At 63.1% G+C, this 22,573-nt stretch carries 24 protein-coding genes; 19 read left to right on the forward strand and 5 right to left on the reverse strand.

Going from position 1 to position 22,573, the window contains the following annotated elements; genetic code table 11:
• Window positions 1-39: 39 nt before the first annotated feature.
• The 3 genes from mobA to B0G74_RS02825 form a co-directional block, all read right to left on the reverse strand.
• A complete protein-coding gene (mobA, locus tag B0G74_RS02815) occupies window positions 40-654 on the reverse strand; it encodes a molybdenum cofactor guanylyltransferase MobA (protein WP_132373560.1) in 615 nt (204 codons plus the stop codon).
• 10 nt (window positions 655-664) lie between these two features.
• Window positions 665-1,774 (reverse strand): GTP 3',8-cyclase MoaA, encoded by a 1,110-nt coding sequence (gene moaA / locus B0G74_RS02820; RefSeq protein ID WP_132373561.1) that lies wholly within the window; start codon window positions 1,772-1,774, stop codon window positions 665-667.
• A gap of 208 nt (window positions 1,775-1,982) precedes the next feature.
• Complete coding sequence (locus tag B0G74_RS02825) at window positions 1,983-5,279, reverse strand: Rne/Rng family ribonuclease (protein WP_132373562.1); 3,297 nt, start codon at window positions 5,277-5,279, stop codon at window positions 1,983-1,985.
• Window positions 5,280-6,012: 733 nt separating this feature from the next.
• Here B0G74_RS02825 and B0G74_RS02830 point away from each other — a divergent pair.
• Genes B0G74_RS02830 through B0G74_RS02845 form a run of 4 tightly spaced genes read left to right on the forward strand, consistent with a single transcriptional unit; the run spans window position 6,013 to window position 9,129 of the window.
• Complete coding sequence (locus tag B0G74_RS02830; protein ID WP_132373563.1) at window positions 6,013-7,038, forward strand: RluA family pseudouridine synthase; 1,026 nt, start codon at window positions 6,013-6,015, stop codon at window positions 7,036-7,038.
• Window positions 7,031-7,690 (forward strand): HAD-IA family hydrolase, encoded by a 660-nt coding sequence (locus tag B0G74_RS02835; RefSeq protein ID WP_106309894.1) that lies wholly within the window; start codon window positions 7,031-7,033, stop codon window positions 7,688-7,690. Before B0G74_RS02830 ends, B0G74_RS02835 begins: the two co-directional genes overlap by 8 nt.
• On the forward strand, window positions 7,687-8,091 hold the full coding sequence (locus B0G74_RS02840; protein WP_132373564.1) for a Rieske 2Fe-2S domain-containing protein: 405 nt from the start codon (window positions 7,687-7,689) through the stop codon (window positions 8,089-8,091). Before B0G74_RS02835 ends, B0G74_RS02840 begins: the two co-directional genes overlap by 4 nt.
• A 33-nt stretch (window positions 8,092-8,124) precedes the next feature.
• Window positions 8,125-9,129 carry a S49 family peptidase gene (locus B0G74_RS02845; protein ID WP_132373565.1) on the forward strand — a complete coding sequence of 335 codons (1,005 nt, stop codon included), beginning with the start codon at window positions 8,125-8,127 and terminating at the stop codon, window positions 9,127-9,129.
• Window positions 9,130-9,223: 94 nt separating this feature from the next.
• Here B0G74_RS02845 and B0G74_RS02850 read toward each other — a convergent pair whose 3' ends face one another.
• Together B0G74_RS02850 and B0G74_RS02855 are read right to left on the reverse strand one after the other, a co-directional pair.
• Entirely contained in the window at window positions 9,224-9,943 is a 720-nt protein-coding gene (locus B0G74_RS02850) for an SAM-dependent methyltransferase (protein ID WP_132373566.1), read from the reverse strand.
• Complete coding sequence (locus B0G74_RS02855) at window positions 9,940-10,557, reverse strand: Maf-like protein (protein ID WP_132373567.1); 618 nt, start codon at window positions 10,555-10,557, stop codon at window positions 9,940-9,942. Before B0G74_RS02855 ends, B0G74_RS02850 begins: the two co-directional genes overlap by 4 nt.
• A 259-nt stretch (window positions 10,558-10,816) precedes the next feature.
• Between B0G74_RS02855 and B0G74_RS02860 the strand changes: the two genes are divergently transcribed.
• From B0G74_RS02860 to B0G74_RS02930, 15 genes are all read left to right on the forward strand, one after another.
• Complete coding sequence (locus tag B0G74_RS02860; protein WP_132373568.1) at window positions 10,817-11,461, forward strand: DUF177 domain-containing protein; 645 nt, start codon at window positions 10,817-10,819, stop codon at window positions 11,459-11,461.
• Between the two features lie 101 nt (window positions 11,462-11,562).
• Window positions 11,563-11,742: a 50S ribosomal protein L32 gene (rpmF, locus tag B0G74_RS02865; RefSeq protein ID WP_006051932.1), complete on the forward strand. Its 180-nt coding sequence runs from the start codon at window positions 11,563-11,565 to the stop codon at window positions 11,740-11,742.
• Window positions 11,743-11,788: 46 nt separating this feature from the next.
• A complete protein-coding gene (locus B0G74_RS47410; protein ID WP_279388554.1) occupies window positions 11,789-11,911 on the forward strand; it encodes a hypothetical protein in 123 nt (40 codons plus the stop codon).
• A gap of 15 nt (window positions 11,912-11,926) precedes the next feature.
• Window positions 11,927-13,033, forward strand: coding sequence for a phosphate acyltransferase PlsX (gene plsX / locus B0G74_RS02875; RefSeq protein WP_132373570.1), 1,107 nt, complete (start codon window positions 11,927-11,929; stop codon window positions 13,031-13,033).
• Window positions 13,033-14,022: a beta-ketoacyl-ACP synthase III gene (locus B0G74_RS02880; protein WP_132373571.1), complete on the forward strand. Its 990-nt coding sequence runs from the start codon at window positions 13,033-13,035 to the stop codon at window positions 14,020-14,022. The genes plsX and B0G74_RS02880 overlap by 1 nt, the downstream gene beginning before the upstream one ends.
• A gap of 111 nt (window positions 14,023-14,133) precedes the next feature.
• Entirely contained in the window at window positions 14,134-15,069 is a 936-nt protein-coding gene (gene fabD / locus B0G74_RS02885; protein ID WP_132373572.1) for an ACP S-malonyltransferase, read from the forward strand.
• Between the two features lie 100 nt (window positions 15,070-15,169).
• Window positions 15,170-15,919, forward strand: coding sequence for a 3-oxoacyl-ACP reductase FabG (fabG, locus tag B0G74_RS02890; RefSeq protein ID WP_132373573.1), 750 nt, complete (start codon window positions 15,170-15,172; stop codon window positions 15,917-15,919).
• A 151-nt stretch (window positions 15,920-16,070) separates the two neighbouring features.
• Window positions 16,071-16,310 (forward strand): acyl carrier protein, encoded by a 240-nt coding sequence (gene acpP / locus B0G74_RS02895; protein WP_004197638.1) that lies wholly within the window; start codon window positions 16,071-16,073, stop codon window positions 16,308-16,310.
• A gap of 232 nt (window positions 16,311-16,542) precedes the next feature.
• Window positions 16,543-17,781, forward strand: a complete 1,239-nt coding sequence (fabF, locus tag B0G74_RS02900; RefSeq protein WP_132373574.1) for a beta-ketoacyl-ACP synthase II — start codon at window positions 16,543-16,545, stop codon at window positions 17,779-17,781.
• Between the two features lie 14 nt (window positions 17,782-17,795).
• Complete coding sequence (locus B0G74_RS02905) at window positions 17,796-18,281, forward strand: hypothetical protein (RefSeq protein WP_342960833.1); 486 nt, start codon at window positions 17,796-17,798, stop codon at window positions 18,279-18,281.
• Window positions 18,282-18,382: 101 nt separating this feature from the next.
• Window positions 18,383-18,982: an RNA polymerase sigma factor RpoE gene (rpoE, locus tag B0G74_RS02910; protein WP_006051939.1), complete on the forward strand. Its 600-nt coding sequence runs from the start codon at window positions 18,383-18,385 to the stop codon at window positions 18,980-18,982.
• A gap of 83 nt (window positions 18,983-19,065) precedes the next feature.
• Window positions 19,066-19,698, forward strand: coding sequence for an RseA family anti-sigma factor (locus B0G74_RS02915; RefSeq protein ID WP_132373575.1), 633 nt, complete (start codon window positions 19,066-19,068; stop codon window positions 19,696-19,698).
• Between the two features lie 4 nt (window positions 19,699-19,702).
• Entirely contained in the window at window positions 19,703-20,746 is a 1,044-nt protein-coding gene (locus B0G74_RS02920; protein WP_132373576.1) for a MucB/RseB C-terminal domain-containing protein, read from the forward strand.
• Between the two features lie 35 nt (window positions 20,747-20,781).
• On the forward strand, window positions 20,782-22,299 hold the full coding sequence (locus B0G74_RS02925) for a DegQ family serine endoprotease (protein ID WP_132373577.1): 1,518 nt from the start codon (window positions 20,782-20,784) through the stop codon (window positions 22,297-22,299).
• Window positions 22,296-22,559 (forward strand): glutaredoxin family protein, encoded by a 264-nt coding sequence (locus B0G74_RS02930; RefSeq protein ID WP_132373578.1) that lies wholly within the window; start codon window positions 22,296-22,298, stop codon window positions 22,557-22,559. The genes B0G74_RS02925 and B0G74_RS02930 overlap by 4 nt, the downstream gene beginning before the upstream one ends.
• Window positions 22,560-22,573: the final 14 nt, after the last annotated feature.

The following is a 22,573-nucleotide window of genomic DNA, read 5'->3' on the forward strand; positions in this document are numbered from 1 at the left end:
CGGTTGCCGTGCGGCCGGAGCGGGATTTCAACCGGGGCCTCAATCACGCTGGAGGTCGGCGAGTTCTTGTAGCGAATTGATATTGTAAAACGCGCGCTCGTCGGTAAAGACGACTTCCACCGTCTTGTGGCGCGCGTACCACGCGCGAACTTTACGCTCGCCGGCTGCCAGGAAAGCCGAGAGATCGTCCGCGAGACTCGTGCGCAAGAGCGCGAAGACGGGATGCAGGGACGTTTGGCCGTGCGCGTCGGTGGTGGTGACCGTGGCGATATCGGCCCCGTTCGAGTCCAGCGCGTGCGCGAGGCGCTCGGCGAGGTCGTCAGGCAGCCACGGCGAGTCGCAGGGTGCACTGAGTACATAGGCGGTGCCGGCTGCGCGCAACCCGGTGAGCAGGCCCGCCAGCGGGCCCGGAAATCCGGCCAGGGTGTCCGCCACCACCGTGGCGCCGAACGGCGCGCCGAGTGCGCTGTAAGCCTCAGGGTGACGATTGGCGCTGATCAGGAGGGTGCCGGTTTGTGGCGCGAGGCGCTTGAGCACGTGGGCGGCGAGCGGCTCGCCGTGCAGCAGTTGCAGGCCCTTGTCGGCGCCGCCCATGCGCATGCCGCGCCCGCCCGCGAGCAACAAACCGGTAATGTGTTCGCGCGTCGGCTTCATGCGCCGCCGCTCAGCCGCCGATGTACGACATTTCGACGCGGCGGCCATCACGCGCGCCCGAATCGGCCGAGGCGCTGCCGCGCAATTGCGAATAGCGGTCGCCGCGGTCCTGCCAGATTTCGGCGATGGCGGTGGCGATGTCGGCGTCGCTCGCTCCGTTGCGCACCAGCGCGCGCAGATCGTGACCCGACGACGCGAACAGGCACAAGTAGAGCTTGCCTTCGGTCGACAGACGCGCTCGCGTGCAACTGCCGCAAAACGCGCGTGTCACGCTCGAAATCACGCCGATCTCGCCGCTGCCGTCCGCGTAACCCCAGCGCTGCGCTGTCTCGGCGGCGCTGTGCGCTTCGAGCGGCGCGAGCGAGAAGTGCTCGGCGATGCGCGTGACGACGTCGGCGGACGGCAGCACTTCAGTCATGTTCCAGCCGTTCGACGTGCCGACGTCCATGTATTCGATAAAGCGCAGCACCGCGCCCGAGCCTTTGAAATGACGCGCCATCGGCACGATTTCGCTGTCGTTGGTGCCGCGCTTGACGACCATGTTGACCTTGACCGGCGCGAGGCCCACCGCGTGCGCCGCGGCAATGCCGTCCAGCACGTCGCCGACGGCGAAGTCGGCGTCGTTCATGCGGCGAAACAGCGTGTCGTCGAGCGCGTCGAGACTCACCGTGACGCGGCTCAAACCGGCGTCTTTCAGGCTGCGCGCCTTGCGTTCCAGCAGCGAGCCGTTGGTGGTCAGCGTCAGATCGAGCGGGCGGCCCGCCGGCGTGGTCAGTTGCGCGAGCCGTTCGATCAGGAATTCCAGATTTTTGCGTAACAGCGGTTCGCCGCCCGTCAGACGGATTTTTTCGACGCCATGTGCGACGAACAGCCGCGCCAGCCGTTCGATTTCCTCGAAGCTCAGCAAGGCGCTGTGCGGCAAAAACGTGTAGTCCTTGTCGAACACCGCGCGAGGCATGCAGTACACGCACCGGAAATTGCAGCGATCCGTGACCGAAATGCGCAGGTCGCGCAGCGGGCGGGCAAGCGTGTCGTGCAGCGCGCCGCTGGGCGTCTGCACGGGGCCGGCGATGACCGGCACGGCACTGAGATCGGCAACAGGGATGATGCGTCGGGACATGAATTGCTTCGATGAATTGCGTCGGTTAGTGCTTGAAATTAAAGCTAGATATTCATTCTATCGGAAATGCTTCCGGGGGCAGCGGCACCCCTGGCCATGTCGGGGTATACGGGGAGTGGCATAGCGCTGCGAGTTTGGGCTGGAGCACGGCCCATAAAAACAAAAAGCCCGCCGGTGAGGGCGGGCTTTTCGAGTGCGGCAGGGCGGCTTACTGCGGGTGCCGGCCTGTTTCCACCTGTTGCATCGGCGCGCTGTCCGCAGGCGGCAGCGGTTTGCGTTCGCGCACCACGCGAGCCGGCTTGACGGTCTGCGCAGCAGCTTCCTGAGCCGCGCGCAGCTTGTCGGCGTCGGTATTCACCCAGACGAGACCGGCTTGTTCCAGTACCGGCTTCAGGGCTTCCGCCGACACGCCGCTATGACGGGGCGCTTGTTGCGGTGCTTGCGGCGCAACGGCGACAGGCGCCGGTTCGATCGCTGCCGGCTCGGCTGCCGGTGCCACCGCTGCCACGACCGGCTGCGGTTCGACGATCTCAGCTTGCGGTGCAGGCTGAACGGCCGGCGCTTCGACCACCGTAGCCGGAGCCACGGTTTCGACCGGAGCTGGCGCAGCGGCTTGCGCTTCGACAACAGGCGCAACTGCCGGTGCCTCGACCTGCGCTTGAGCCGGGGCCTCAACACGTGCGACCGGTTCAACCAGCGAAACCGTTTCGCTAGCGGCCGGCGCGGCTTGCGCTGCTTCGACCGGCTCGACAGCGGCTTGCGTCACCGGCGTTTCGGCGACCGGTTCGACGGCTGCCGGCGCAACCGGCGCTTCTGCGACCGGTATCACCGTTTCCGTCTTTGCAGCCTTTTCGACGGCCAGTGCCGGTGTTTCGGTTGCGGCGTGCAGTTCGGTCACCACGGCGGTTTCAGTCGCGACAGCAGCGACGACCACTTCCACCGGCGTCACGTCCTTCGCCTCGGCGACTTCCGGCTTACGCTCGACCGGCTGATGCGCCGTGCGCACCGGCGCTTCGTCGGTTGCGCTCGCGTTGTCGCCTTCGGCTTCCGCGACGTCCGCTGCCAGGTTGCCGTTCACGTCCTCTTCACGCTCACGACGGCCACCACGACGGCCGCGACGACGACGACGGCGCTCTTCACCTTCACGCGCCACCGCTTCCTGATCGATCGGCGCGCCGTTTTCGCCCAAAGCGGTCTGGTTTTGCGCCAGTTCTTCCGCCGTTTGCGCTTCGCTTTGCGTCAATGCATCCGCGGTTTCTGCTTGCGGCTTGCGGCGTTCGCCACGTTCCGAACGATCACCACGTTCACGGCGCTCGCCGCGTTCCTGACGTTCGCCACGCGGTGTGGCCTCCGCCGTTTCCGCGCGCTCGGCACCGCGATTGTCGCGGTCACGGGTTTCGCGACCCTCGCGCGGCTCACGGGCCTCGCGCGGTTCACGGCCTTCGCGTGCTTCACGCGGCTCGCGAGTGCCACGCGGTTCGCGCGCCTCACGTGCTTCGCGCGGCTCGCGGCCTTCGCGTGCTTCACGCACCTCACGGCCTTCACGCGGCTCGCGTTCCTCGCGGCGTTGCGACGGTTGCTGGCCTTGGGCTTGACGGCCGCCGGTCGTGCCTTCGCCGCGGCCCGCTGCATCGCGAGTGCCCGTGCCGCTACGGCGATTACGGTTGCGATCGCCGCCGCGTTCGCCGGTGCGCTCACCGCGCTCCGTGCGTTCGCCGCGTTGCGGACGCGTCTGCTTTTCGGTCGTGGCCGGCGCGGCAGGCGCCGGAGCGGCCGGCTGCATGCCGAACAGATTCTTCAACCAGCCGATGAAGCCACCGCTCGCCGGCGTGACCGCTACCGGAGCCGGGGTGACGACCGGGCGAACCGGTGCGCTCGGCGCCGGCTTTTCAGGCGTGATGCCCTTGACCGCGGCTTCCTGCTTCGGCTTCACTTCCTCGGCACGCTTGCTGTAGCCGGTTTCCGATTCCAGTTCGCGGGCTGCTTCCTCGGCCATCTTCCACGAAGCACGCGGCTCGTCGAGGCGCGCGTCGTCGTGACGCAGACGTTCGAGCTTGTAATGCGGCGTGTCGAGGTGCTTGTTCGGGATCAGAACGACATTGACCTTGAAACGCGATTCGATCTTGTTGATCTCGGCGCGCTTTTCGTTCAACAGGAAGGCGGTCACTTCGACCGGCACCTGGCAATGAATTGCCGCGGTGTTTTCCTTCATCGCTTCTTCCTGAATGATCCGCAGCACTTGCAGCGCGGACGATTCGGTATCGCGGATGTGACCCGTGCCGTTACAGCGCGGGCAGGTCACGTGGCTGCCTTCCGACAAAGCCGGACGCAGACGCTGACGCGACAGTTCCATCAGGCCGAAGCGCGAGATCTTGCCCATCTGGACGCGCGCACGGTCGTGCTTGAGCGCATCTTTCAGGCGCTGTTCGACTTCGCGCTGGCTCTTGGCCGATTCCATGTCGATGAAGTCGATCACGATCAGGCCGCCCAGGTCACGCAGGCGCAACTGGCGGGCGACTTCGTCGGCGGCTTCGAGGTTGGTGCGCGCGGCCGTTTCCTCGATGTCGGCGCCCTTGGTGGCGCGTGCCGAGTTCACGTCGATCGCAACCAGCGCTTCAGTGTGGTCGATCACGATTGCGCCGCCCGAAGGCAGCGGCACCGTGCGCGAGTACGCCGTTTCGATCTGGTGTTCGATCTGGAAACGCGAGAAGAGCGGTACGTCGTCGTGATACCGCTTCACCTTGCTGACATTATCCGGCATCACGATATCCATGAAGGCGCGTGCCTGGTCATGAATTTCGGTGGTGTCGATCAGAATTTCGCCGATGTCCGGCTGGAAATAGTCGCGAATCGCGCGGATGACGAGGCTCGATTCGAGATAGATCAGCATCGGCTGGCCGCTCGAGCCGCTTTGCGACGCGGCTTCGATGGCGCGCCACAGTTGCATCAGGTAGTTGAGGTCCCACTGCAGTTCTTCGGCGCTGCGGCCAATGCCGGCCGTGCGCGCGATGATGCTCATGCCTTCCGGCAATTGCAGCTGCGCCATGGTTTCGCGCAGTTCCTGACGGTCGTCGCCTTCGATCCGGCGCGACACGCCGCCGCCGCGCGGGTTGTTCGGCATCAGAACCAGATAGCGGCCGGCGAGCGAGATGAACGTAGTAAGGGCCGCGCCCTTGTTGCCGCGTTCTTCTTTTTCGACCTGAACGATCAGTTCCTGGCCTTCGCGCAGCGCGTCCTGGATGCGCGCGGAGCGCATGTCGACGCCGTCGCGGAAGTACTGGCGGGCGACTTCCTTGAACGGCAGGAAGCCGTGGCGGTCTTCGCCGTAGTTGACGAAGCAGGCTTCGAGCGACGGCTCGATGCGAGTAATGATGCCCTTGTAAATATTGCCTTTGCGCTGTTCGCGCCCGGCGGTTTCGATGTCGATATCGATGAGTTTTTGCCCATCGACGATGGCAACGCGCAGTTCTTCCTGCTGCGTCGCGTTGAACAACATTCGTTTCATTGAACGGCTCCAGAGCGGCTTAGCCTGCCCCTTCACTGCGCGGTTGTCAGTCGCGAGAGCGAAGCGGGCAGCGGCATGCCGCGCCTTATTGTGTTTTCACAAGCACGCTGGAGCGGGAAAGCTGGTGGGAGAATTGCCTGAGAGGGCCCGGCCCCATTAAACAATGGGCACGGTGCCGCAGGGCACATGCGAACACGGCTTCAAATAACGACCCGACACGCCGCGGGTTATGCCGGCCGACCTTCATAAGCCTTCGTCCACTCGCGCCGGTGCGCCAACTGGACGCGTGACCGGAGGGTCGAAGGCTGCGGTCGTGCCGCAGCGGGAAGTTCGCGCAGTCGGCGCGTCTTTTCCTGCTGGGGGTGTCTCGCCTCATTTTGACGTCGCCATGTCTTGTACTTTCTACAAGACGCCTCGGGCGCACGCCGTATTTTCGCAACTCGCAGCTTCGTACAGCAGGGCGTCAGACCGCCCGATACCGAAGCTGAAAGTTAAATTCTTTTTTACCAAAATTCCGTTACCGTCGAAGCCGACCTTGACCGAACGCGCCTGTGGGCGCCGTCCCTGCCGGGCACTGACTTCGTGCGTGCAACTTGTTGCATCTCATTTTCAGGGTGAGCAACCAGACCCCGGCGCAAGTAAAATAACGGTTTATCGCTTGCACCTGCGCAATCCGCCCGAATTCCGGACACTGCGCCGGCCGCCGCAGACTGCTGGGCAAATTATATTCAGAATGAAAGAGTTAGGCAAAATATCCCAGAAATCGGTCGCAAGCGACCAGGTCTCGATGATCGAGATCGACGACAGTGCGGCCGGACAGCGCATCGACAACTTCTTGTTACGCGTCTGTAAAGGCGTGCCGAAAAGCCATATTTATCGCATCCTGCGCAGCGGGGAAGTGCGTGTGAATAAGGGCCGGATAGACGCGCAGTACCGTCTCGAACTCGGCGATCTGGTGCGCGTGCCGCCCATTCGCGTCGCTCAACAGAACGAAGCAGCCGCCCAGACGCCGGTGCCGGCCGCCCATTTCAAGATTATTTTTGAAGACGAGCACATGCTCGTGATCGACAAACCGGCCGGCGTGGCGGTGCACGGCGGCAGCGGCGTCGCGTTCGGCGTGATCGAGCAGATGCGCGAGGCGCGTCCGCAGGCGAAATTCCTCGAATTGGTGCATCGGCTGGATCGTGAGACGTCCGGCATTTTGATGCTCGCCAAGAAGCGCTCGGCGCTCGTCAATCTGCACGAGCAGATTCGCGAGAACAAGATGGATAAGCGCTACTATGCTTGCGTTCACGGCGACTGGGCGAGCGACTGGGGCCGCCGCCGCGCGGTCAAGGAGCCGCTGCACAAGTATTTGACGGCCGACGGCGAGCGTCGTGTGCGCGTTCAGCCGGACGGACTCGCGTCGCACACGGTGTTCAATCTGATCGACCGCTGGCCGGAGTACGCGCTGCTCGAGGCGGAACTGAAGACGGGCCGCACGCATCAGATTCGCGTCCACTTGCAGCATCTGGAACTGCCGATCGTCGGCGACGCCAAATACGGCGACTTCGCGCTGAACAAGGCGTTGGCGCGCGCCAACGCCAAGCCTGGCCTGAAGCGCATGTTCCTGCACGCTTACCGGCTGAAGCTCACGCACCCGGCAACCGGCGCGCCGCTGCAGTTCGAGGCGCCGTTGCCGGCCGAATGCCGCAGCTTCATCGCACAGCTCAACGAATTACGAAATGGGTCACACCCGGAGACGACACCGCATGGCTAGAGAGCAATTTGATCTGATCGTCTTCGACTGGGACGGGACGCTGATGGATTCGACCGCGCACATCACGCGTAGCATCCAGTCGGCGTGCCGCGATCTCGGTTTGCCGGTTCCCGCGGACGAGGCGGCCAGTTATGTGATCGGCCTCGGGTTGCGCGACGCGCTGCAGATTGCCGCGCCCACGCTCGATCCTTCGGACTATCCGCGACTGGCCGAGCGCTATCGCTTCCATTATCTGGTGAAGGATCAGACCACCGAGCTGTTCGTCGGTGTGCGCGAAATGCTGCAGGAACTGCGCGATCAGGGCTATCTGCTGGCCGTGGCGACGGGCAAGAGCCGCGTCGGGCTGAATCGAGCTTTGGATCAGTCGCGCCTGACGAGCCTGTTCGACGGCACCCGCTGCGCCGACGAGACGTTCTCGAAGCCGCACCCGGCGATGTTGCACGAATTGACGCGCGAACTGGGGCAGGACAACGCACGTACAGTGATGGTCGGCGACACGACGCACGATCTGCAAATGGCGATCAATGCGGGCGTCGCGGGCATTGGCGTCACATATGGGGCGCATCCTGCGGATTCGTTGAGCGCGTTGTCGCCGAAATTCGTTGCGTCGAGCGTTAGTGTGCTGTCCGGCTGGCTGCGAGAGAACGCATGAGCACCGCTGCCACGCAAGCGCCGGCAGAGGCGGTTCGCGTCTGCGCATCGGACGAACTGGTCGACGGCGGCGCGGGCGTGCGCCACGCGGCGAAGCTCGGTGGCGGCGACGTGGTCGTATTTTTTGTTCGCTATGACGGCCGCGCATACGGCTACCTGAACCGCTGCGCCCACGTGCCGATGGAGCTGGATTGGGCCGAAGGGCAGTTCTTCGAATCGTCCGGTTTATACTTGATGTGCGCTACACATGGCGCGATTTACGCGCCGGATACGGGCAAATGCGTCGGTGGTCCGTGCCGCGGCGGCCGATTGCGGCCAGTTCAGGTGGACGAGCGCGATACGCCGGAAGGCCGCGCCGTGTTCTGGCTGCCCGACGGCGAACTTCGTCCGGCCACACTCTGATTTTTCTCCCTTTCGACCTTTCCACTGCACCGCATGTCCGACAATTTGACTCCCGAGCCGAAGGAACCGTCCCTGACAGGCCGCCCCCGCACGCCTGCCGATGAGCCGGGCTGGGAACGCGCCGCGCTCGAGCGTATCGCGCTCGCGGCGATCAACGAGCAGCGCGCGGCGCGGCGATGGAGGATCTTTTTCCGCTTCGTTTTTCTGATCGTAGTGTTGCTGGCAATTTGGGCTGCCATCGACTTCTCCGGCGACAAGGTTGTCGCCACAGGCCGTCACACGGCCATGGTGACGCTTGACGGCGAGATATCGGCGGATACGAACGCGAACGCGGAAGATGTCAACGCGGCCCTGCAAAGCGCGTTCGACGACGCGGGCACCGCCGGCGTGATCCTGCGCTGCAATAGCCCGGGCGGCAGTCCGGTGCAGGCGGGCATCATCTATAGCGAAATTCGCCGCTTGCGCGCCAAATATCCGTCGATTCCCCTGTATGTGGTCGTCGGCGACATGTGCGCGTCCGGCGGCTATTACGCGGCCGCGGCGGCTGACAAGATTTATGTCGATAAGGCGAGCATCGTCGGTTCGATCGGCGTGTTGATGGATAGCTTCGGTTTTACCGGCTTGATGGATAAGCTCGGGATCCAGCGGCGTCTGCACACATCGGGCGAGAACAAGGGATTTTTCGATCCGTTCTCGCCGGAAACGCCGAAGATGGACGAACATGCCCAGGATATGCTCGATCAGATCCACGCGCAGTTCATCGACGCGGTACGCCAAGGGCGCGGCAAGCGTCTGCATGAAACGCCGGACATGTTCTCGGGCCTTTTCTGGACGGGCCAGAAGAGCGTCGAACTCGGCCTTGCCGACGGTTTCGGCGACGCGGATTACGTGGCGCGCGATCTGTTCAAGGCGCCGGATATCGTCGATTACACGGTGAAAGAAAGCATTACGGACCGCGTTGCGCGCAAATTCGGCGCGGCGGTCGGCAGTGGCGCGGTTCACGCCATGGCGCTCGGTGGGAAGATGAATCTGCGTTGATCTGCTGTCGGTATTGAAAAAGCCCCGCGTGATCGGAATTCGATGACCGCGCGGGGCTTTTTGTTTTCCGCTTGGTTTTTCTATGCGGCTTGGGTCAAACGGCCAGGATCAGGAAAATAGCCGGTCGTTTGTGCAGATCGATCGCCGGCTTTTTCTTCCAGTCAGCCACGGTGCGGCTGGCGATAGTCTCCGTTTCCAGCGTCAGATCGACCGCTACGCAAACGAGCGTGGACGGCGCGCACGTCGCCAGCAGCGTTTCGAGCAACGCGCGATTCCGATAGGGCGTTTCGATAAAGATCTGCGTTTGCTTGCTTTTGCGCGACAGTTGCTCCAGGTCTCGCAGACGCTTGGCGCGCTCCGCGGCGTCGACCGGCAGATAGCCGTGGAACGCAAAGCTCTGCCCGTTGAGCCCGGAAGCCATCAACGCCAACAGAATCGAACTCGGGCCGACAAACGGCACGACCTTCACGCCGCGCTCGTGCGCGCGGCGCACCAGCAGCGCGCCGGGGTCGGCGACCGCCGGGCAGCCCGCTTCGGAAACCAGACCCGCGTCCGTGCCGCCGAGAAGCGGCGCGAGCAGCTTGTCGATCTCGCCGGCCGGCGTGTTCACATTCAGTTCGCGGATCTCGATTTCCTGGATCGGCCGTTCCGTGCCGACCTTCTTGAGGAAAGCGCGCGTGGTTTTCGCGTTTTCGCCAATGTAATAGTGAAGCGAGGCGGCGCGGGCGCGTACCGGCGCGGGCAGAACGGCGTCGAGCGCCTCGGCGTCGCCTTCGCCCAGCGTGTTCGGAATCAGATAGAGCGTGCCGCTCATTGAGCCCCCAATAGTGGATAACCCACCGCGAGCAGCATGCGCGACAGCGCGATCAACGGCAGGCCGACGAGCGCGGTCGGGTCGTCGGAATGGATGGCCTCGAGCAAGGCGATGCCGAGCCCTTCGGATTTGGCGCTACCCGCAACGTCGTACGGCGTTTCGGCTAGCAGGTAGGCTTCCAGCGTCGAGTCCGGAAGATCTCGGAAATGCACGCGGGTAATCACGTCGACCGCTTGTACGTTTCCCGAGCGGCTGTCGAACAGACACAGTGCACTATGAAACAGCACTTCGCGGCCGCGCATCGCCTGCAACTGGGCGAGCGCCGTGTCGTGCGATCCCGGCTTGCCGATCTGCAGACCGTCGTAAGTGGCGACCTGGTCGGAGCCGATCACGAGCGCCGATTCACCGACGCCGAGTCCGCCGGCTACCGCGCGAGCTTTGGCTTGCGCGAGCCGCAGCGCGGTGACTTCGGGCGTTTCGCCGGCGAGCGGCGTCTCGTCGATCGCGGGCACGACGACATCGAACGGCACGCGCAGACGTTCGAGCAGTTCGCGACGGTAAGGCGAACTCGACGCCAGAATCAGGCGTGGCGGGCGATTGGGGGAGTCTGGCATGGGTAATCAACGGCTAGAGAGGCGAGGCGTACGGGGTTGCGCGAAGCTCGCGCGCGTACGGGCTTAAGTGTTTGACTCGAAAAGACAAAACGGATATGATTTTGGGCTTTTCATCGGTATGCTTGCGCTAGGCGGGTCTCGGCGTGTGTCAACTGCGGCGCTAACTGCAGGCGATACATGGGTCTCGCGGGCTGTCTTGCAAATCAGTTATACCTCGCGGTTTATACCCGGCGAAATCTTTGCCGACGCAGGAGCGCACATGACTCAACATCCTGGCAACCCTGCAGGTCTGTCCGACCCGCACGATATCGATCTGTTCGAATTTGCGCGGAGTGGGCGTCAGGCCGCGGGTGTCGTGCGCGTCTCGCAACTGCCGCGCATGTTAAACGAAGTCCCGGCAGAAGCGCCAGACCGCGATACCGCGTTCACCTGGCAAGCCGAAGGCACGACGCAGCCGGAATTGCAGGACGACGGCACCGAGGGTCCCCAGCCTTATTTGAGGATGGCGATTCACGGCGCTGCATGGCTCGAATGTCAGCGGTGCATGACACCGTATTTGCAGGCATTCAACGTCGATGCGACTTACCGGATCGTCAACACTGAGGCGGAAGCCGAAGAGTTTCCGCTCGACGAGGATGAAGTCGAAGTGATCGTGGGTTCGAACCATTTCGATCTCATCGACTTGATCGAAGAAGAGTTGCTGCTTTCCTTACCGCTCGTGCCCAAGCACGAGGTCTGCCCCGAAGTGCACGAGAGTCTAGTCTCTGGTGTGGCCGGTGCCGAAGGCGAGGGCGACGAGGGCGCACTAGACGAAGCTGGCGAGGGCGGCGAGCCCGAACGGCCCAATCCGTTTGCGGCGCTCCAGAGTCTGAAGCGCGGTGAGCCGGACGACAAGAAGCACTGAACAGTTGCATGGGAGCGCGATGCGGGCGCATTGGCCATTCGGCCAGTGGCGGAGACCGGATCGGGCTGTGTTAGAATTCGGAAAATTTTTAGGAGTTAGTCATGGCAGTTCAACAAAATAAGAAGTCGCCGTCGAAGCGCGGCATGCACCGTTCGCACGATTTCCTGACGGCAGCGCCGCTGGCCGTGGAACCGAGCACGGGCGAAGTGCATCTGCGTCACCACGTTAGCCCGAACGGCTACTATCGCGGCAAGAAAGTCGTCAAGACGAAGAACGATTAATCGTTTCACTGCGCGTTTCACTGCGTGTCGCCCTGTGGCGTTTCGCGTGGCGATCGGCTCGCTTGACATTTTCCCGGCTCGGCAAAAAGGCGGCATTCAATTGCCGCTTTTTTATGTCGATCGCAGTTGGCGCTTTGGCGCTTGCTATGATCCCATGCAGGGCGTCTGAAATTCGTCGCACTCCATGACAGTAAAGCTCACGATAGATTGCATGGGAGGCGACCACGGCCCGTCCGTGACCGTTCCCGCTGCCGTCAACTTCGTTCGTTCGCATCCCGACGCGCAATTGCTGCTCGTCGGCATTGAAAGTGCGATTCGTGCGCAGCTGAAAAAGTTGAAGGCTCAGGACCTGCCGGCGCTGACCGTCGTACCCGCTTCCGAGATCGTCGCCATGGACGATCCGGTCGAAGTCGCGCTGCGCAAGAAAAAAGATTCGTCCATGCGCGTGGCGCTGAACCGCGTCAAGGAAGGCGAGGCGCAAGCCTGCATTTCCGCCGGCAACACCGGCGCGCTGATGGCCGTCTCGCGCTATGTACTCAAAACGCTGTCGGGCATCGAACGCCCGGCCATCGCGTCGGCGCTGCCCAATCCCAATGGCTACACGATGATGCTCGACCTGGGCGCCAACGTCGACTGCGAGCCGCAGCATCTGCTGCAATTCGCGGAGATGGGGCACGCGCTCGTGTCCGCGCTCGAGGGTAAGGATCGGCCCACTATCGGCCTGCTGAACATCGGCGAAGAAGTCATCAAGGGCAACGACACCATCAAACGTGCCGGCGAACTGCTGCGCGCGAGTACACTTAACTTTCACGGTAACGTTGAAGGTAACGATATCTTCAAGGGCACGGTCGACGTGATCGTTTGCGACGGTTTTGTCGGCAATGTCGCCCTGAAGACGTCGGAAGGCCTTGCGCAGATGCTGTCCAACATCATCAAGGAAGAGTTCGGCCGTTCGTGGCTCACCAAAGTGATGGCGGTGCTCGCCTTGCCGGTATTGATGCGCTTCAAGAAACGCGTCGATCATCGGCAATACAATGGCGCCGCGTTGCTCGGCCTGCGCGGGCTGGTGATTAAAAGCCACGGTTCGGCAGATGCTTACGGGTTTGAGTGGGCTATCAAACGCGGGTATGATGCCGTCAAAAACGGCGTGCTGGAACGCCTTGCGCGAGCGATGGAAGAGAATGCGGGTTCTCTCGAACAGGCGGCGCGCGACGCGAGCGGTGCGGGTCACGCAAGCCCGATCGCAGGCCAGCCCGCCGAGCCCTACGCTGCGCAATCCTCGAAGGCATAATGGCTCAATCGACAATTTATTCCCGCGTGCTGGGCACCGGCAGCTATCTGCCATCCCAACGCGTCACCAATCAGGATCTGGCCGAACGTCTCGCCAAGCAGGGCGTCGAGACGAGCGACGAGTGGATCGTCGCCCGCACGGGCATTCATGCGCGCCACTTCGCGGACCCTGATGTCACGACCAGCGATCTGGCGCTCATCGCTTCGCAACGCGCGATCGAAGCCGCGGATATCGACCCGCAGTCGATCGATCTGATCATCGTCGCCACCTCCACGCCGGACTTCGTGTTCCCGAGCACGGCGTGCCTGTTGCAAAACAAGCTCGGCATCAAGAATCACGGCGCGGCATTCGACGTGCAGGCCGTCTGTTCCGGGTTTGCTTATGCGGTCGCCACGGCGGACAGCTTCATTCGCAGCGGTCAGCATCGCACGGCGCTCGTGATCGGTGCGGAAACCTTCTCACGCATTCTCGACTTCAACGACCGCACCACGTGCGTACTGTTCGGCGACGGCGCAGGCGCGGTGATCCTGCAGGCGTCCGAAGAACCGGGCGTGCTGGCAAGCGCGTTGCACGCGGATGGCAGCCATTCGAACATTCTCTGCACGCCGGGCAACGTGAATGGCGGTGTGGTGGCCGGTAGCGCGTTCCTGCATATGGACGGCCAGGCCGTGTTCAAGCTCGCCGTCAACGTGCTCGAAAAGGTCGCGGTCGAAGCGCTCGAGAAAGCCAATCTGTCGGCTGAACAGGTCGACTGGCTGATTCCGCATCAGGCGAATATCCGCATCATGCAAAGCACCTGCCGCAAGCTCGGCTTGCCGCAGGAACGCATGGTCGTCACGGTGGGCGAGCACGGCAACACGTCGGCTGCGTCCATTCCGCTCGCATTCGACGTCGCGGTGCGCGACGGCCGCATCAAGCGCGGCCAGAACGTGCTGATCGAAGGTGTCGGCGGCGGCTTCACGTGGGGCGCGTCGGTTATCCGCTACTGATAGCGGCGACGTTATGGCGAGCGCGCTTCGCGGCGCTCGACTACGCTTGAGCGCGCTCGCCGTCAACTGGGCGCGCCACCCACATCTGACTAAATCGATTTTGGGGACGATATGAAATTTGCGTTCGTTTTTCCTGGGCAAGGTTCGCAGTCGGTCGGCATGCTCAACGCATTCGCCGATCACGCGGTCGTGCGTGAAACGGTTCAGGAAGCCTCCGATGCGCTTAATCAGGACCTCGGCAAGCTGATCGCCGAAGGCCCCACCGAAGATCTGAACCTCACCACCAACACCCAGCCGGTCATGCTGACCGCCGCTTACGCGATGTATCGCGCTTGGCTGCAGGCTGGCGGCCCGAAGCCGGCGCTCGTCGCGGGCCACAGCCTCGGCGAATACACGGCGCTGGTCGCGGCGGGCGCGATCGCGTTTCGCGATGCCGTGCCGCTCGTGCGTTTTCGCGCGCAAGCCATGCAAACGGCCGTGCCGGTCGGTGAAGGCGGCATGGCCGCGATTCTCGGTCTCGACGACGACACGGTGCGCGCGGTGTGTGCCGAAGCGTCGGTCGCGGGCGTCGTCGAAGCGGTGAATTTCAATGCGCCGGCGCAGGTTGTGATCGCGGGCCATAAAGCCGCGGTCGAAAAGGCTTGCGAAGTCGCCAAGGCGAAGGGCGCGAAGCGTGCGTTGCCGCTGCCGGTCTCGGCGCCGTTTCACTCGTCGCTGCTCAAGCCGGCCTCGGATCAGCTCCGTGAGTATCTGGCAAGTGTCGACGTGCAGGTGCCGGCGATTCCGGTGATCAACAACGTCGACGTCGCCGTGGTCAACGAGCCGGCCGGGATCAAGGACGCATTGGTACGCCAGGCGGCCGGCGCGGTGCGTTGGGTCGAAAGCGTGCAGGCCATGTCGGCGCAAGGCGTCACGCATGTGATCGAATGCGGTCCGGGCAAGGTCCTTGCGGGCCTGACCAAGCGCATCGACGGCAACCTGGTTGGTGCTTCGATTTTCGATCCGGCTTCGCTCGAAGAAACGCTCAAACTCGTGAAGGCAGGCTGAACGCAACGTCGCGCGGCACCTGGCAGCAAGCGCTTCGCGACGGCATCAGGGCTGCGCATCAAGAATCAATCAGCCCTCCGAAGGGCATCCGGACTGACAGATGGAAAAGACTCTCGACAAGCAGATCGCAATCGTCACCGGCGCGTCGCGCGGCATTGGCCGTGCGATCGCCATGGAACTGGCGCGCCAGGGCGCGACGGTGATCGGCACGGCGACCAGCGAAAGCGGCGCGGCCGCCATCAGCGAAGCGTTTAACGCGGCCGGCGTGAACGGCCGCGGCGCGGTGCTCAACGTGAACGACGCGGCTGCGGCGGAAGCGCTGATCGACGGCACGGTAAAGGAATTCGGCGCACTGCACGTGCTGGTGAACAACGCCGGCATCACGCAGGATCAACTCGCCATGCGTATGAAGGACGACGATTGGGACGCGGTGGTCGACACCAATCTCAAGTCGGTGTTCCGTCTGTCGCGCGCGGTGCTGCGTCCCATGATGAAGGCCAAGGGCGGCCGCATCATCAACATCACGTCGGTGGTCGGCTCGGCCGGCAACCCTGGGCAGATCAATTACGCGGCCGCGAAAGCGGGCGTGGCGGGCATGACCCGCGCGCTCGCACGCGAGATCGGCAGCCGCGGCATCACGGTGAATTGCGTGGCGCCGGGCTTCATTGATACCGACATGACCAAGACTCTGCCGGAAGAGCAGCAAGCGGCGCTGAAAACGCAGATTCCGCTGGGCCGCCTCGGCAGCCCGGAAGATATTGCGCACGCCGTGGCGTTTCTGGCATCGCCGCAAGCCGGGTATATCACCGGCACGACACTGCATGTGAACGGCGGAATGTACATGGCGTAACCAAATTCGGTTACTATCCGCGCCTTGATGCGTTTGTAAATGCGTAAGGCGCATGCCTTGACAGCAACCCGATGCGCCGCTTTTTTGCCGGGTCAAACCTGATAAAATGCGCGCACCTGTATTTTTGAACTTCTTTTCCCTTGGAGGGGTAATGGACAATATCGAACAGCGCGTCAAGAAGATTGTCGCAGAACAACTGGGCGTTGCAGAAGCTGAGATCAAGAACGAAGCTTCGTTCGTGAACGACCTCGGCGCCGACTCGCTCGACACCGTTGAGCTCGTGATGGCCCTCGAAGACGAATTCGGCATGGAAATTCCGGATGAAGAAGCCGAGAAGATCACCACCGTTCAGCAAGCGATCGACTACGCTCGCGCGAACGTCAAGGCCTAAGGTCATTCGCGCCCGCGTTTCTGCGTTGGCGGCGTATGACGCCCTGCCGTGTCGGTTGCCGACGCCAGCAGGGTTGGCGTTTTTTGCCGCGCGTTTTGCCAAGCAGGAGCCAGCGATGTTGACTGCGCAATTTTTCGCGCGATTGCCGAGTTAAACAGCCACAGGGCATACAGGGCAAGTTCCTGTGGCCGCTGTGGCTTTTGCTTTTGTCATCTATGAAAAAGGGGTTACCGTGAGCCGCCGTCGTGTTGTTGTTACAGGCCTGGGGCTGATTTCGCCTGTTGGCAATAATGTTGCCGACGGCTGGGCCAATCTGGTCGCCGGCAAGTCAGGTATTGCCAATATCACGAAGTTCGATGCATCGAACTTTTCGACTCGTTTCGCCGGCGAGGTGAAGGGCTTCAATATCGAGGACTACATCCCCGGTAAGGAAGCGCGCCACATGGATACGTTCATCCATTACGGCGTGGCTGCAGGCATCCAGGCGATGCAGGACAGCGGCCTCGAAGTTACCGACGAGAATTCGGAGCGTATCGGCGTGGTGGTCGGTTCGGGCATCGGCGGTCTGCCGATGATCGAAGTGACGCAAACCGAACTGCTCAATCGCGGCCCGCGCCGGATTTCGCCGTTCTTCGTGCCGGCGTCGATCATCAACATGATCTCCGGGCATCTGTCGATCAAGTTCGGCATCAAAGGTCCGAATCTGGCGATCGTCACCGCCTGTACCACCGGCCTGCACTGTATCGGCGAGGCTTCGCGCCTGATCGAATACGGCGACGCCGACGTGATGATCGCGGGCGGTGCGGAATCGACCGTGTCGCCGCTCGGTATCGGCGGCTTTGCGGCGGCGCGCGCGCTGTCGCAACGCAATGACGATCCGGCAACGGCGAGCCGTCCGTGGGACAAGGATCGCGACGGTTTCGTGCTGGGCGAGGGTGCCGGCGTGATGGTGCTCGAAGAGTACGAACACGCGAAGGCGCGCGGCGCGAAGATTTACGCCGAAGTCAGCGGCTATGGGATGAGCGGCGACGCCTATCACATGACCGCGCCGCTGGAAGACGGCGACGGCGCCCGCCGCTGTATGCTGGCTGCGTTGAAGAACGCGGGCATCAACACGGATCAGGTGAACTACCTGAACGCGCACGGCACGTCCACGCCGCTTGGCGACCTGGCCGAAACAACCGGCATCAAGCGCGCTTTCGGCGACCACGCCAAAGACATGGTCGTGAACTCGACCAAGTCGATGACAGGTCACCTGCTGGGCGGCGCCGGCGGTCTGGAGTCTGTATTCACCGTGCTGGCCGTGCATCATCAGGTGTCGCCGCCGACGATCAACATCTTCAACCAGGATCCCGAGTGCGACCTGGACTACTGCGCCAACACCGCGCGGGAGATGAAGATCGACGTCGCGCTGAAGAACTCGTTCGGGTTCGGCGGCACGAACGGCACGCTGGTCTTCAAGCGCGCCTGATCGCCTGATCGTTGGTGACGCGCCAGTCGACGGCGCCGGCTCTGCCGGCGCTTTCCCCTGAATCGGCCACGCCCGACGGAGCGCCGCAGCGGATTGCGCTGCGGCGCTCCGTCGCCATCTGGGCTGCAATGGGGGTTTTCGTTGTGGCGGCGACTTTGGCCGTCTTTGCTTGCCTCGCGCCGCATCTGGGTGCGTGGCAAGCAGTTCCGTTGACGCTCGCCGTGTGGGCGTGGCTCGCGCTTTGCGCGCTCCGGTATGAGCGCGCGCGGCCCGTCGCGCTGAAAATCGGGCCGGACGACTTGTCCGTCTGGGGTCGTACCGGCGCGTTACTGGCGCAAGGCCGCATCGCCGGTTGCTCGCAGTGGAGCGGCCGCTTGCTGATTCTGGCGCTGATGCCGGACCAGGGGCGCTCGCGCACTTTGCTGCTTGCCGCCGACGCACTCCCGGCCCCCATCTTCCGGGAACTGGCCGTGCTGGGCCGGCGTGGCGCCGGCGCCTGACTGTAACGACTGTAACCGCTGTTACCGGCGTAACGTGCCCAGATGACGGGAACGCTACAATGGTGCCCCGCCATGCGCCCTATAGTTAACGGATTTATCAGGTGAGCGAAAAAGAAATTGATCAGGTGCTGGTCGAGCGCGTCCAGAAGGGCGACAAGGCCGCGTTCGAGCTTCTGGTCTCCAAATACCACCGCAAGATTCTCCGGCTGATCTCGCGCCTCGTGCGGGACCCCGCCGAAGTGGAAGACGTGGCTCAGGACGCCTTTATCAAGGCGTATCGGGCATTGCCGCAGTTTCGCGGCGAATCGGCCTTTTATACGTGGTTGTACCGGATTGCCGTCAACACGGCAAAGAACTACCTTGCGACCCAAGGGCGGCGCGCGCCGACCTCGACCGAGGCAGATGCTGAAGAAGCTGAAACTTTCTCGGACGCGGACCAACTAAGGGATATCAACACGCCTGAGTCGATGTTGATGAGCAAGCAGATCGCTGAGACGGTCAATGCTGCGATGGCGGTTTTACCGGAAGAGTTGCGCACCGCCATTACTCTTCGTGAAATTGAAGGTTTGAGCTACGAGGAAATCGCTGAGATGATGGGTTGCCCAATTGGCACAGTCAGATCACGAATTTTCCGCGCTCGCGAAGCCATTGCGGCAAAATTGCGTCCGTTGCTTGACACACCTGAAGGCAAACGCTGGTAAACCACCAGCCTGCCGAACGGAGCGCGGGTGCAATATCTGGATTAGTGGTGTCACTACGGGGTATTTGTAAGATGGGGAGCATCATGGGGTCGGTCTCGATGCAATCGCAAGCCAGCTCGCGCGGCGAGCGTCTGTCCGCTTTTGTCGACGGTGAGCTGTTCGGCGAAGAGCATCTGAATCTGGAAACGTTTATTTCCGGGCTGAATGGCGAGGATCGCACCGCCTGGTCGAGCTATCACCTGATCGGCGACGCGTTGCGTTCCGACGATCTGGCGGTCAGCCCGGCGGCGAGCAGCGCGTTCCTGAACGGTTTTGCCGCGCGTTTCGACAACGAGCCGCACGTGCTGGCGCCTGCCGCCATGCCGGTCGCGCGTCGTTTGCTGGCGCTGCGCCGCCGTGTCGTGCCGGCCTTTGCCGTCGCAGCCGCCGCCGCCACGCTGACGTGGATCGTCGTCCCGCAACTGCAAGGCGTGCCGGGCGGTCCGGGCACGGCGCAACTCGCGTCGGCCCAGTCGCATGGCGACGCGCTGCAACGTGTGGCCATGGCTTCGGTGCCGGCGGCTACGGTCCAGCCGGCCGTGCAGGACGCCAACATCATTCGTGACGCCAGTCTCGACCAGTATCTGGAAGCTCACCAGCAATTCGCGCAACAACCGGTCATGCCGGGCTCGATGCCGCTGATTCGCGCTGCCGCAGTCTCTACGCAAGGCCAATAGTTTGATGCAGACTCCGCGGTTGAATAAAACGACTATCTGGGGGCGGCTGCCGGCATTTCTTTTCTGCGCAGCCGTATTGTTGTCCGCTACACCGCGGGTCTTTGCCCAAACCGACGATCCGCTCGTCGCCCGTCGCACGGCTGCGGATCTGCTCGATCGCATCCATCAGGCCGCGCAACAGCAGAATTACGAGGGCGCGTTCGTCTACCAGCGCGGCAATTACGTTCAGACTTCGCGGATCGCGCACTATGCGACCCGCTCGGACGGCGAATTCGAGCAACTCGAAAGCCTCGACGGCAAGCCGCGCAAAATGCTGCGTCATAACGAAGAGCTCTACACGTTCGTGCCAGAGCGGCATCTGTGCGTCGTCGAGAAGCGTCAGAACAAAGATTCGTTCCCCGCGCTGCTGGCCGTGAGTGGCGAGCAGGTGCTGTCGGTTTACGAGCCCAAGCTGCTCGGCGACGACCGCGTCGCGGGCGTCGACAGCCAGGTGATCGAACTCGATCCGAAAGACGCGTATCGCTTCGCCTACAAGCTGTGGGCGGACAAGAAGACCGGCCTCCTGCTGCGTGCCCAAACGCTCGACCCGAATGGCCAGGTGCTCGAGCAACTGTCCTTTTCGCAGATTCGCATCGGCGTGCCGGTCGACAAGGCCGGCATCGTCAGCGGTATTCGTAATACCGCGGGTTGGACAGTGGTGCGTCCGCCCGTCGAGCCGGTCGACATGGCCGCGCAAGGCTGGCAGATCACGCCGACGGTGCCGGGCTTCCGTAAGATTCGTGAACTGCGCCGGCCCATGGCCGCGCGCGATCCGGGCCAGCCGACTATTCCGGTGGACCAGGCGGTGTTCTCCGATGGCCTCGCGGCCATTTCGGTGTTCGTCGAACCGGTCGAGAACAACACGCGCAAGGAAGGCGCGGGAAGCAGCGGCGCCACGCACGTGCTCGTCAAGCGTCGCGGCGACTTCTGGATTACTCTGCTTGGTGAAGTGCCCCAGACCACATTACAGCAATTTGCGTCTGCCATAGAATACAAGGCTCCGAAGTAATCCTCCGAATCCTGAATCCCTCGGCTTGCTACGATATGACGACTTTCTCGGTGCGCAAATTTCTCGCGGCCGCGGTGGTAGCGGCGTGTTTGCCGCTCGTGCCGCATATGGCGTCGGCGGCTCCCGCCGCCAATCTGCCCGACTTCACTGATCTGGTCGACAAGGTCGGCCCGGCGGTCGTCAACATTCGCACGACTACACGCGTCTCGAACAGCGGTGCTCGCGGCGGCCTGCCGCCAGGTATGGACGACGGCGACATGTCGGAATTTTTTCGGCGCTTCTTCGGCATTCCGTTGCCGCAGTCGCCACAATCGCCGGGTTCGCCAGGCACGCCGCGCGGCGGTGACAACGGCGGCAGTGGCGGCAGCCAGGACACGCCGGATAACAGCGACGCCGAGCAAAACAGCGGCGTCGGCTCCGGCTTCATCCTGTCGGCGGACGGCTACGTGATGACCAACGCGCACGTCGTCGACGACGCGGACACCATTTACGTCACGCTCACCGACAAGCGCGAATTCAAGGCGAAGCTGATCGGCGTGGACGATCGGACCGACGTTGCCGTTGTGAAGATCAGTGCCGCGAATCTGCCAACCATCACGATCGGCGACTCGAACAAGGTGCGCGTGGGCGAGTGGGTGGTCGCGATCGGCTCGCCATTCGGTCTCGAGAACACGGTGACGGCCGGCATCGTCAGCGCGAAGGGGCGCGATACGGGCGACTATCTGCCGTTCATTCAGACCGACGTGGCTGTCAATCCTGGCAATTCGGGCGGTCCGCTGATCAACATGCAGGGCGAGGTGATCGGGATCAACTCGCAGATCTATAGTCGCACCGGCGGTTTCATGGGCATCTCGTTCGCGATTCCGATCGACGAGGCCATGCGCGTGGCCGATCAGTTGAAGGCGTCGGGCAAGGTCGTGCGCGGCCGGATCGCGGTGGCGATCGGCGAAGTGACCAAAGACGTGGCCGACTCGCTCGGCCTGCCGAAGGCGCAGGGCGCGCTGGTGAGCAGCGTCGAACCGGGCGGCCCGGCGGACAAAGCGGGCGTGCAGCCGGGCGACATCATCCTGAAGTTCAACGGCCATTCGGTCGATACGGCAACGGATCTGCCGCGCATGGTCGGCGACACGAAGCCGGGCACCAAGTCGACGATCACGATCTGGCGCAAGGGCCAGACGCGCGATCTGCCGGTGACGATCGCCGAGATGCAGCCGGATAAATCGGCCAAGGCGGATCAGAAGAAGCCGCAGCCGCCGAAGCAGCGCGCCACGAACGCGCTGGGTGTGGCCGTCAGCGATATCCCGGCCGATCAGCTGAAGGCGCTGAAGCTGCGCAACGGCGTGCAGATCGACGCCGTGGACGGTCCCGCAGCACGCGTCGGCTTGCAAAAGGGCGACATCATTCTGCGGGTGGGCGATACGGACATCACCAGCGCGAAGCAGTTCGACGAAGTGAGCTCGCACCTCGATTCGCAAAAGATGGTCGCGCTGCTGGTTCGCCGCGGCGAGAACACGCAGTTCGTGCCGGTCCGCCCGCGCAGCGTCCAAAAATGACGAAGGCGGCGCCGCTCACGCTCTACGGGCGCGCGTGGTGCCACCTTTGCGACGACATGCGTGCCGCGCTCGAGCCCTTGCTGGTCGAGTTTGGCGCGCAGGTCGAGGTGATCGACGTCGACGCCGATCCGACACTGGAAGCTCGTTACAACGAACTGGTGCCGGTTCTGGTCTGCGACGGCGTCGAACTGTGTCACTATCACCTCGATGAAGCGCGGGTTCGTGCCGCGCTCGCCACACGGGTTGCGGCGACGCCCTGAGCTTGGCTCAAGGG

Source organism: Paraburkholderia sp. BL9I2N2 (genome assembly GCF_004339745.1).
GTDB lineage: Bacteria > Pseudomonadota > Gammaproteobacteria > Burkholderiales > Burkholderiaceae > Paraburkholderia.